11 protein-coding genes and 1 tRNA gene are annotated in these 10,503 nt (G+C 67.5%); 10 read left to right on the forward strand and 2 right to left on the reverse strand.

The annotated features are described in order from the left end of the window. Window positions 1-190: acyl-CoA dehydrogenase family protein (locus tag IP78_RS12805; RefSeq protein ID WP_054112289.1), on the forward strand; the 190-nt coding region annotated here is incomplete at its 5' end. 6 nt (window positions 191-196) lie between these two features. Here IP78_RS12805 and IP78_RS12810 read toward each other — a convergent pair. Further along, on the reverse strand, window positions 197-2,179 hold the full coding sequence (locus IP78_RS12810) for an acetyl/propionyl/methylcrotonyl-CoA carboxylase subunit alpha (RefSeq protein ID WP_054112068.1): 1,983 nt from the start codon (window positions 2,177-2,179) through the stop codon (window positions 197-199). 184 nt (window positions 2,180-2,363) lie between these two features. On the opposite strand from IP78_RS12810, the gene IP78_RS12815 reads away from it, so the two are divergent. The 5 genes from IP78_RS12815 to IP78_RS12835 all read left to right on the forward strand — a co-directional run bounded on the left by IP78_RS12815 (window position 2,364) and on the right by IP78_RS12835 (window position 7,694). Continuing rightward, entirely contained in the window at window positions 2,364-3,854 is a 1,491-nt protein-coding gene (locus IP78_RS12815) for a hypothetical protein (protein WP_054112069.1), read from the forward strand. 157 nt (window positions 3,855-4,011) lie between these two features. Next, on the forward strand, window positions 4,012-4,878 hold the full coding sequence (locus IP78_RS12820; protein ID WP_054112070.1) for a DUF4019 domain-containing protein: 867 nt from the start codon (window positions 4,012-4,014) through the stop codon (window positions 4,876-4,878). Window positions 4,879-5,086: 208 nt separating this feature from the next. Then, window positions 5,087-6,298, forward strand: a complete 1,212-nt coding sequence (locus IP78_RS12825) for a hypothetical protein (protein ID WP_054112071.1) — start codon at window positions 5,087-5,089, stop codon at window positions 6,296-6,298. Window positions 6,299-6,541: 243 nt separating this feature from the next. Continuing rightward, window positions 6,542-7,033: a peptide-methionine (R)-S-oxide reductase MsrB gene (msrB, locus tag IP78_RS12830; RefSeq protein ID WP_054112072.1), complete on the forward strand. Its 492-nt coding sequence runs from the start codon at window positions 6,542-6,544 to the stop codon at window positions 7,031-7,033. Window positions 7,034-7,106: 73 nt separating this feature from the next. Beyond that, a complete protein-coding gene (locus IP78_RS12835) occupies window positions 7,107-7,694 on the forward strand; it encodes a hypothetical protein (RefSeq protein WP_054112073.1) in 588 nt (195 codons plus the stop codon). A gap of 46 nt (window positions 7,695-7,740) precedes the next feature. Here IP78_RS12835 and IP78_RS12840 read toward each other — a convergent pair. Continuing rightward, window positions 7,741-7,815 (reverse strand) — tRNA-Thr (locus tag IP78_RS12840). An 87-nt stretch (window positions 7,816-7,902) separates the two neighbouring features. Between IP78_RS12840 and IP78_RS15545 the strand changes: the two genes are divergently transcribed. From IP78_RS15545 to IP78_RS12855, 4 genes are all read left to right on the forward strand, one after another. Next, entirely contained in the window at window positions 7,903-8,067 is a 165-nt protein-coding gene (locus IP78_RS15545; protein ID WP_197272458.1) for a hypothetical protein, read from the forward strand. 119 nt (window positions 8,068-8,186) lie between these two features. After that, window positions 8,187-9,491, forward strand: a complete 1,305-nt coding sequence (gene murA / locus IP78_RS12845) for a UDP-N-acetylglucosamine 1-carboxyvinyltransferase (RefSeq protein ID WP_054112074.1) — start codon at window positions 8,187-8,189, stop codon at window positions 9,489-9,491. Continuing rightward, window positions 9,481-9,981: a DUF2948 family protein gene (locus IP78_RS12850; protein WP_082385069.1), complete on the forward strand. Its 501-nt coding sequence runs from the start codon at window positions 9,481-9,483 to the stop codon at window positions 9,979-9,981. Before murA ends, IP78_RS12850 begins: the two co-directional genes overlap by 11 nt. Beyond that, window positions 9,978-10,442: a UPF0262 family protein gene (locus IP78_RS12855; RefSeq protein WP_054112075.1), complete on the forward strand. Its 465-nt coding sequence runs from the start codon at window positions 9,978-9,980 to the stop codon at window positions 10,440-10,442. Before IP78_RS12850 ends, IP78_RS12855 begins: the two co-directional genes overlap by 4 nt. Window positions 10,443-10,503 lie beyond the last annotated feature (61 nt).

Raw genomic sequence — 10,503 nt, forward strand, 5'->3', positions numbered from 1 at the left:
CAACAACTGCGGCAAGGCCCTGGCCATCGCCCGCGAGGCCCGCGACATGCACGGTGGGGCCGGTATCACCGGCGAACTCCACGTCATGCGCCACGCCATGAACCTCGAGACCGTCAACACCTATGAGGGCGCGCACGACGTCCACGCCCTGATCCTGGGTCGCGCCATCACGGGCGAGAGCGCGTTTTAGGATCGCCTAGGCGAACTCCACCAGCACGTCGTCGGCCGCCACCGGGTCGCCCGCCTTGGCCGCCACGGCCTTCACCACGCCGTCGCGTTCGGCCTTGAGGAGGTTCTGCATCTTCATGGCCTCAATGATGGCGACGGTCTCGCCGGCCTTGACCTCCTGGCCGGGCTCGACGGCGATGGAGACGACCAGGCCCGGCATTGGCGACTGGATCAGCTTGGAGGTGTCCGCCGCCGCCTTTTCGGGCAGGCGAGCGAAGAGCTCGGCCTGACGTGGGGTGAAGACTCGGACGCGGGCCTTGGCGGCCCCCGAGCGGACGGTCCAACCGTCGGCGGTGCGGGCGACCTCGGCGGTGAAGGGTTGGTCGTCCAGTACGGCGCGGAACTGGGCCATGCCGGGACGCCAGTCGATGTCGGAGAGGCGCAGCGCCCGCTCCTCGCCGGCGAGGTCCAGCGTCAGCACCTCGTCCTCGTCGTAGCCGAGGGAGACGCCGTGGGCTTCTCGGTCGACCAGGACGATCCAGTCGGTGCGGTCGGACGGATCGCCGGATTGTTCGGCGGCGATCTCGTTCATGGCGCAGGCGGCGGCGATCATGACGTTGAGGCGTCGCCGATCCGGGGCCGCGCCTCTAAAGCCGTCAGGAAACTCGTCCTTGATATAGCTGGTCGACAGCGCGCCCGAGCGGAACCGCTCCTGGTCCATGACGGCCGCGAGGAAGGGCACATTGTGCCCCACGCCCGCCAGATGGGTGTCTTCCAGAGCCCGGCGCATGCCGTCCACCGCCGCGATCCGGGTCGGCGCCCAGGTGTTCAGCTTGGCGATCATCGGGTCGTAGAACATCGAGATCTCGTCGCCCTCGCGGACGCCCGAGTCGTTGCGGACGACGTATCCGTCCTGCTCGCCTTCCTCCGGCTGCTCGTATCGGACCAGCCGCCCGATCGAGGGCAGGAAGCCGCGATACGGGTCCTCGGCGTAGATGCGGCTCTCGATGGCCCAGCCGTTGATGGCCAGCTGGTCCTGGGTGAAGGGCAGACGCTCGCCCGCCGCCGACCGGATCATCTGTTCGACCAGATCGACGCCGGTGATCAGCTCCGTGACCGGATGCTCGACCTGCAGCCGGGTGTTCATCTCCAGGAAGAAGAAGCTGCGGTCCTGACCCGCCACGAACTCCACCGTCCCGGCCGAGTCGTAGTTCACCGCCCGCGCGAGGGCCACGGCCTGGGCCCCCATGGCCTCGCGGGTGGCTTCGTCCAGCAGGGGGGAGGGGGCCTCCTCGATGACTTTCTGATTGCGGCGCTGGATCGAGCATTCGCGGTCGAACAGATGGACGATGTTGCCGTGCTTGTCGCCCAGCACCTGGATTTCGATGTGGCGCGGGTCGATGATGAACTTTTCCAGGAACACCCGGTCGTCGCCGAACGCCGTCTGGGCCTCGGCCTTCACCGCGGCAAAGCCCTCGGCCATGTCGGCGTCGGAATGGGCGACGCGGATGCCCTTGCCGCCCCCGCCGGCCGAGGCCTTGATCATGACGGGATAGCCGATCTGGCGCGCGATCTCGACGGCGTGATCGGTCGTCTCGATCAGGCCCATGTGGCCTGGAACGGTGGAGACGCCCGCTTCGGCGGCGAACTTCTTCGACGTGATCTTGTCGCCCATGGCTTCGATGGCGCCGGGGTTCGGGCCGATGAAGGCGATGCCTTCGGCCTCCAGACGTCGGGCGAAGACCGGGTTCTCCGACAGGAAGCCGAAGCCGGGGTGTACGGCCTGGGCCCCGGAACGGCGCACCGCATCGACGATCTTGTCCTGGACCAGATAGCTCTCAGCCGCGGGCGAGGGGCCGATGTGGATGGCCTCGTCGGCCATTTCGACCGCCATCGACCCGGCGTCGGCGTCGGAATGGACCACCACGGTCGCTATGCCCAGGCGGCGGGCGGTCTTGATGATGCGGACGGCGATCTCGCCCCGGTTCGCGATCAGGATCTTGTCGAACATGGGCCGGTTCGTAGGCGGTGGCGCGTCCCCGGTCCAGACCCGCGAGCCCGCCGAAAAAGTGAACGCCGCCGCCATTCGCCATTCAGGCGAAGCGTCACACGATCGCCGTTCCGGGTTGGCAAGTTGGGCTTCAATCGGCTTTAACCCTCGCCGACCCCCGATCAGCCGCCTGGAGTTCTCCCTGATGAACCGCTTCCTGACCGCCGTCTCGGCCGTCGCCGTCATGATCTCGGCCGCCGCCGCCTCCGCTCAGGACTTCCGCGCCCTGGCCCAGACGGATCTGAACGCCGCCCGTGAGGAGCTGCGCGCCAACCATCCCGCCGCCGTCATTCCGGGCGAGGCGGGCGACACCTTCCGCAGCTGGATCGACGCTGGCCTGGCCGATGCGCAGGGCCGTGTGGGTCAGGTCAACTCCGGCGACGCCCACGCCTATCTGATGCGCTACTATGCGGCGGGGTTTCGCGATTCCAACATCGCCATCACGCCGACCTATGAAGGCCTCGGACCCTATTTCGGCACCAGCTGGCCGGGTGTGGCCACGGGCTGGCGCAACGGCCGCTATGAAGTCACCTACGTCAAGCCGGGGGTCCGCAATGCGCCGCGCGTCGGCGACGTGGTGGTCAGCTGCAACCTGACGCCGATCGAGGACTACGCCCGGGCCAAGCTCGACCTCTGGGAAGGTAACCTCGACACCGAGGCCGGTCGCGTGACCTCGGCCCCCTATCTGCTGTGGAACAGGAACAACCCGTTCGTGTCGGGCTTGCCCTCGACCTGCGAGTTCCAGCGGGGCGGCCGTGGCCGTGCCCGTGCCATCGATCTGCGTCCGGTGCCGATCGCCCCGGGCGACCTGGAGGCCGCCTATCGCGCCACCGTCTTCATGCCGCCGGCGACGCCGCTAGGCATCGAGACCGTCGACGGCCGCCCGTGGGTGCGCGTCCACTCCTTCGCGGATAGCGCGGGCTGGGACGCCTTCAACAGCCTGGTCGAGGCCCAGGCCGCCGCCATCCGGGGGCCCCAGGGCTTCGTGCTCGATCTCCGCGCCGCGGCGGGTTCTTCGGCGTACACCTCCACCGCGCGCGGCTATGGCTTGGCCAACCGTATCTGGACGCCGGAATTTACCGTCAGCCGCCAGCCGGCCGCGGGCGAGATCACCTATCGGGCGACCCAGGGCAACCGCGACTGGTACGCCGCCACGCTGGGCCGCATGCAGGCCGATCCGCGCTTCGTCCAGGAATCCAGCGCGGTCATCGAGCAGACCCAGGAGATCGTCGCGGCATTCGACACGGCCATCGCGTCGGGCCAGCAGACCTTCACGCTTCCGGGTCGTCCGGCGGTGCCCGACACCGGCGCTCCGAACCCGGTCCAGGGTCCGGTCATCGTCCTGGTTGACGCCGGCTGCTCGGGCGGATGCCTCGATACGCTGGACCTGCTGACCCGCCTGCCCAATGTCCGCATCGCCGGCTCGACCACCGCGACCGACTCGATCTTCATCGAGCCGACCGTCGAGCGCCTGCCGTCGAACTATTCGGACCTCAGCTACGGCCACAAGGCCTGGACCAGCCGCCAGCGTGGCAACAACCAGCCCTTCACGCCGGCCCAGGGCCTGACCTACACGGGCAACCCGGCCGACGAGACCGCCGTGCGCACCTGGGTCGGCACGCTGTTCGGGGGCTGACCTCGGTCGAACGACCTAACGGGGCCGGGCGGGGGACACCTCGCCCGGCCCTTTTTGCCTCCGAAGGACCGTGCGGGGCCGCAAGAAAGGTACCGGCTGAGCGCGGCCAGATGGCGAAGCATCTTGCGGAGGGAGCGACTTCTTCTACGCTCTTGCAATGAAGGCGGATGACGCGATCAACGCTCTTAGTGAGAAGGAACGGGAGGCCCTCCGTCTCCTGCTCGCCGGATATGATGCCAAGTCGAGCGCCAATAAACTGGGCGTGTCGCACCATGCGATCCACGACCGCCTGCGTCGTGCGCGAGAAAAGCTTGGCACGACCGGCAGCCGTCAGGCCGCCCTTCTCTTGAGCGAGGCGGAGAGGCCGACCCCCGATCCCATTGTGCACGAACCGTTCGGGGGTGAGGCGACCGCTCCTTCCGCCGAGGATCCTTCCAGCGCCGACCTGAAGCGACCGGGCTCATCCGGATGGCAAGGGCGCAGCAAAGGATTGATCATCATGTCCGTCAGCATCCTCATCGTCGCCGCCACCATCGCCATCACCAGCCCCGGTGAGCGACCGCTGGAAAATGCAGCGGCAGCCGAAGCCCCAACCGTGGGCGCGGAAGCCGTCATCACGTTCCCGACGGAGACGGCAACGACCGTGCGTCCGGTTCAAGAACTCTCACCGGCCCAGGCGCGATCCGGCACGGCGGCGCGCGCCTTCATGGTGCTGGTCGACGCTGGCGACGCCGCGGCGAGCTACGAGGCCGCAGCGCCCTCATTTCGGGATGCTCACAGTTTTGATCTCTGGAGACTGGGCGTGGCGATCCGGGCGTCGGACGGAGGGGCGCAGCGTCGTGCCCTGGTTGGTGTTCAGCGTGACAGCAATCCTTCCAACCCACGGCACGAGGCGCTGGAGATACTGACATTCCAGACGATCATGCTGAACGGCGAACGCAAGACCGAGCGGCTTGTCATGGCCCTGAACGATGGCCGTTGGCAGGTCGCCAACATCGACGTCGAAGACATCAACGCGAACTGAAGTCGGCCGGGGCGGCGCAACCGATACGTCGCCCCAGAGCTCCCGCTGCGCGAGAGCGAGACATCGCCTTGCCGAACGAATGCTCCAGCTCGCGCCCGTTTGAAAGCCCGGCTCTGCGCCGTCGTGTTGCGTCGCCCGTCTAAACCACACAGTCTGCCCACCATGCGGCAGCCATAGCGTCCAGGAGTCAATGATGTTGAGAGTCTGCGTGGCTGCGGCCGCATTCCTGTCGTCGATCACGCTGGCGGAGCCTGCACAGGCCCAGGTGACGGCCCCGCCACAACCTCTGCCAGCCGATGTGCTCGCTGACGAAGTCGATCCCGCCGTCGCCGCCTTCCTTCGCGCCAACGTCGTCGTCAACGGCCCGGTGACTGGGGGTCTCGCCATCGACTTTCCGCCGGCCTTCTATGAGAGCCGCCTGATCTTGCTGGGCGAGAGCCACGGTTTCGCCGCGCCCCAGGTTCTGGACCTTGAGCTGCTGGCTCACTTGAACGAGCGGATCGGACTGACCGACTATCTGGCCGAGGTCGACCCGGTGCAGGCCGAGATGCTGAACGCTTATCTGTCCAGCGGCGATGAGGCGATCCTGGATCGGGTGTTCGACCACTGGGATCGAACCGGTGCCCAGTGGGGCAATACGGCCTTTGAGGCAAAGGTGCGCGGAGTTCGCGCCTTGAACGAGGACTTGCTCGCCGAGCGACGCATCCGGTTCATCGGCATTGATACCATCCAGGACTGGTTGCTTCTGCGAGAGTGGCTGGCGGACCGCGGCACCCCGGTCGATGCTGCGGCGTGGGACGACGCGGACGTTCGTGGAAAGGCGGCGCTTGCCTCGAATGCCCTGGGAGAACCCGCTGACCCGATGGTCGCCCGTCTGGCGGATCTGCTCGGTCGCATTGGTGCCGGTGCGACGCGCGAGGCCGCCATCTTCGACACCTACGCCTACGCTGTCCGCTCCGGTGAGATCGGCAATCGTCCCGCCTATGGCCTGTGGGGCCTCTATCACGTCATGCAGGGGCCGATAAACGATACGCTGCCCTTCGCCGCGCGCGTGACGCGATCGGATCTGCCGACGGCCACATCCGTCACCAGCATCGTTATCCTGGCCCTGGACAGCGCGGTGCACGTCCCTGTGCCCCTGCCGACCGGTATCCAGCGCATGAGGCTGACCCAGTTCAACGTCGATGGCCCGTTTGTGAAGGTCCAGGGTTCCGATACGCTGCGTGCCGCATCCGACCCCGACAGCATCGTCGTCTTCAATCCAGGTGCGGCGGACAGTCCGATTCAGCCCGGAGATTTCACCCGTGTGCGGACGTCGGTCGGGCAGAACTTCGAGCTCGATCCGGATTTGCCGTCGTCGGCCTATTCACAGTACTTCGGCGTCTTCCGCGGCTCCGACTGGGCACCGCCTCGCGACTGACATTCTTTTCAGCGCCCGGCTTTCCTGATGCAGGTGCTGAACAACCGACCTTGTCACCCCGGCACTGCGCCCCTGATCGAACTCAGCCTTGATGTTTTCCTCAAGGATTTTCAGTTCTCGAGAGCGCATCGCTTTGGAGTGCCACTTCCAGTGAAGGCGATAACCACCTTTGCTCCCGACAGCATTCTCCGCCGACGCCGCCCCGGTCTTGGAACCTCAGCTCTCTGCCCCCATCTCCGGACCATGACCGAGACCACCGAAGCCCACCCCGTCCGCTCCGCCGCCGGCTATGACCTGACGCCACCTTCGGAAGGCCAGCGAGTCGCGCTCGAGGCCGACCTCAGCGCCGAGGAAAAGCGCGTCCTCCTCTCCCACGGCACCGAGGCCCCGTTCTGCGGCGTCCTGCTGGGCGAGAAGCGGTCCGGCGTCTACGCCTGTCGCCAGTGCGGCCTGCCTCTGTTCCGCGCCGGCACCAAGTTCGAGAGCGGCACCGGCTGGCCCAGTTTCACCCAGCCGGTCAGCGACGACCACGTCACGGCCATCGTCGACCGCTCCTACGGCATGGTCCGGACCGAGACCGTCTGCGCCCGCTGTGGCGGCCACCAGGGCCACGTTTTCCCGGACGGCCCGCCTCCGACCGGCCTGCGTTACTGCATCAACTCGGTCGCCCTGACCTTCGTGCCCGAGGGCAGCCCGCTGCCCGACCCCCTCGGTCGCGGCGACGGGGTCGCGTGACGGCGGCGAAACGGCGCGGTCGCCCTTGCGCCGCATTTGGGTCTAGACTGACGATCTGTACGGAGTTTCACCCATGCTGATCGCCCTCGGTCTCGCCGCTGCCCTGACGTCCGGCGATCCGGAAGCCGTCGTCACGACGGCTCCCGTTGGCACCGGCGCGGTCGTGCTCGGCGCGGAAGCCCCGGTCAGTGACGCTCGCCTCGACGGTCAGGCGGTCGCCATCACGCCGCACAATCTGACGACCCAGCAGCAGATCGAGCGCTGGCTGGCCGCCCGCGCCACCGATGTTGAGCCCTTCGCCGAGGCTGACGGCCAGGACGATGATCGCCGCATGCACGGTTTCGTCAGTGGATCGATCGGCACCAACGACTTCAGCCAGGTCGCCGTGGGCGTCTCCATCCCCGTCGGAGAGAACGGCCGCCTCGACCTCGCCTACAGCCAGACGCGCAATGGCTGGTACGGCTATGGCCCCTACGACGGCATCGGCCGCTGGGAGATCGACGGGCCCTATCCCTATCTCGAGCACAGCTATCCGGTCGGTAGCCCCTGGCCCGGCTCGACGCTGGTCTATCCCGGAGACGCCAAGCGGCGTGGACAGTCGTTCGGCCTGTCCTATCGCTCGGATGAGGAAAGGCCTCGTCGACCCTTCGACCGCTGGTGAGATGACGAAAAAGGCCCGGTCTTTTGACCGGGCCTTTCGCTTTGGATGGTGCCGCCGGGCAGGATTGAACTGCCGACCTCAGCCTTACCAAGGATGCGCTCTACCACTGAGCTACGGCGGCGAAATCTGAGGAAGCGGCCGTATAGCCATTGAACCCGCAGGGGGGAAGCCCCTTGCCCGGAAAGATTTCGCAGGGTCTCTTGGGATCATGACAGAGCCGCCTGAGACGCCGACCGCCCAACCGGTGCCCTTGCCGAAGCCCAGGACGCCCGAGCAGCAGGCCAAGGCCGATCGGGCCGCCCGGTTGGCCAAGGCCCTGCGTGACAACCTGCGGCGTCGCAAGGTGCCCAGACCGCCTCGCGTCGGCAACTGACTGGGCGCTGACGAAAGCGTCACCGAACGTGACTGAGCGCGGCCCTTTCGCAGCGCGGCACGGTCGCGCTAGATAGCCGGCTCGCCGGGACGGTCGATCCTTGCGGCTTCAAGGACGACATGGACAGCATCACGGTTCACGGCAACGGCCCGCTTCACGGCGACATCCCGGTCTCGGGGGCGAAGAATTCGGCCATCAAGCTGATGGCGGCCGCCATCCTGACCGACCAGCCCCTGCGCCTGACGAACATGCCGCGCCTCGCCGACACCCGGTTCCTGGGCAAGCTGCTACGGTCCTTCGGCGTCGAGGTGACCGAGAGCGGGGAGGGGGCGGATCAGCAGACGCTGTTCCACGCCGCGAATCTGACCTCGACCTTCGCGCCCTACGACCTGGTCCGGCAGATGCGGGCGAGTTTCAACGTGCTGGGGCCGCTGCTGGCGCGGACGGGACATGCCAAGGTGTCCCTGCCGGGCGGCTGCACCATTGGGGCGCGGCCGGTCGATCTGCACATCGACGCCCTGACTCGACTGGGGGCCGCCATCGAGCTGGAGGAAGGCTATGTTTCGGCGACCGCGCCGAACGGCCTGCGTGGGGCCGAGATCGAGTTTCCCTTCGTGTCCGTCGGCGCGACGGAACACACCCTGATGGCCGCCGTGCTGGCCGAAGGCACCACCGTGCTGAGGCGCGCGGCGCGCGAGCCCGAGATCGGCGACCTGGCCCGTTGCCTGGTCATGATGGGTGCGAGGATCGAAGGCATCGACACTGACACCCTGACCATCCACGGCGTGACCTCGCTGAACGGCGGCGAGTGGTCGGTCATCCCCGATCGGATCGAGATGGGCTCCTACGCCTGCGCCGCCGCCATGGCGGGGGGCGAGGTACGCCTGACCCGCTCGCGTCCGGAGCTGATCCAAGCCCTCACCGACAAACTGATCGAGGCGGGGGTCGAGGTTTCGCCCACCGCCGACGGTGTCATCGTTCGGCGCGATCCGGGCGCGCGCCTTCGGGCGACCAACGTCGCCACAGAGGTCTATCCGGGCTTCGCCACCGATCTGCAGGCCCAGTTCATGACCCTGATGACGACAGCCGAGGGCGTCAGCGTCATCCATGAGAACATCTTCGAGAACCGCTTCATGCATGCGCCGGAGCTCGGCCGACTGGGTGCCGACATCTCGGTCCATGCGGGCGAGGCGCACGTCACGGGCGTCGAGAAACTGAAGGGCGCGCCGGTCATGGCGACGGACCTCCGCGCCTCGGTCAGCCTGGTCATCGCCGGTCTGGTCGCCGAAGGGGACACGACCATCGGCCGCGTCTATCATCTGGATCGTGGCTTCGAGCGTCTGGAGGAGAAGCTCGGCGCCTGCGGGGCCGACATCCGCCGGGTGAAGGGCCCGCCCGTCGAAGGACCGGACGATGAGCACTGAGGACCTGGCCAACGCGCCGGTCACGGCCGAAGAAGGCGAGGCGATCCGCAAGGCCTCGGGCGGCTCCAGCGCGCCCTTGCGTCTGCTCGCCGAGGACGGCGAGGACCTGGCCATCATCTCCGCCGCGCTGCAGGACGCTATCCTGCGCCCGGCCGACATCGTCTGGGAAAAGGGCGCGCGGCGCCTGACCATCGAGCTGAGCCGCTTCTGTTGGGAGTGCGGCGGCACCTGGGTGCGCGCCGCCATGCAGTTCGGCGACGTCGAGGCGGTCAAGAGCCGGGGCCTGCCGCGCCTGCCCGACGCCCCGCTGGAGCTTCTGGCCATCCATTTCGTTGAGGGCGAACCGCCCGGCGGCAAGGTCATCCTGATGTTCGCCGGCGGCGGCGATCTGAGGATCGACGTCGAATGCCTCGACGCGGTCGTCGCCGACCTGTCGGAACGCTGGCAGGCGCGCATCGCGCCGACCCACCTCGACGGCGAGACGGCATGACGGATCAACGCCTGGCGTCGCTCGAACTGGACGAGGCGACCCTGCCGTCCGCCACGGCCGAGATCGAGCATGAGCGCCGCGTCGCCATCTTCGATTTGGTCGAGAAGAACGTCTTCGCCCCCGAGGGCGCCGACGCGGGTCCCTATGGTCTGAAACTGTCGCTTCAAGACAATCGCCTGGTGTTCGACATCACCGGCGTCGACTTCGCCCGCACCTACGCCCTGTCCCTGACGCCGCTGAAGCAAGTGCTGCGCGACTATCTGCTGATCTGCGACAGCTACTACGAGGCCCTGCGCGGCTCCTCGCCCAGCCAGATCGAGGCCGTCGACATGGGCAGGCGCGGCCTGCACAACGAGGGGGCCGAACTTCTCAAGGCCCGTCTCGACGGCAAGGTGGCCATCGACCACGAGACCGCCCGTCGGCTGTTCACCCTGGTCTGCGCCCTCTACCGCCGCGGCTGAACTCGACTAACTCCCGAAAATCGTGCATGAGGCCGCCTCCTTACGGCTCCCCCCCCCCCCC

It is taken from the genome of Brevundimonas sp. AAP58 (genome assembly GCF_001295975.1).
Lineage (GTDB): Bacteria > Pseudomonadota > Alphaproteobacteria > Caulobacterales > Caulobacteraceae > Brevundimonas.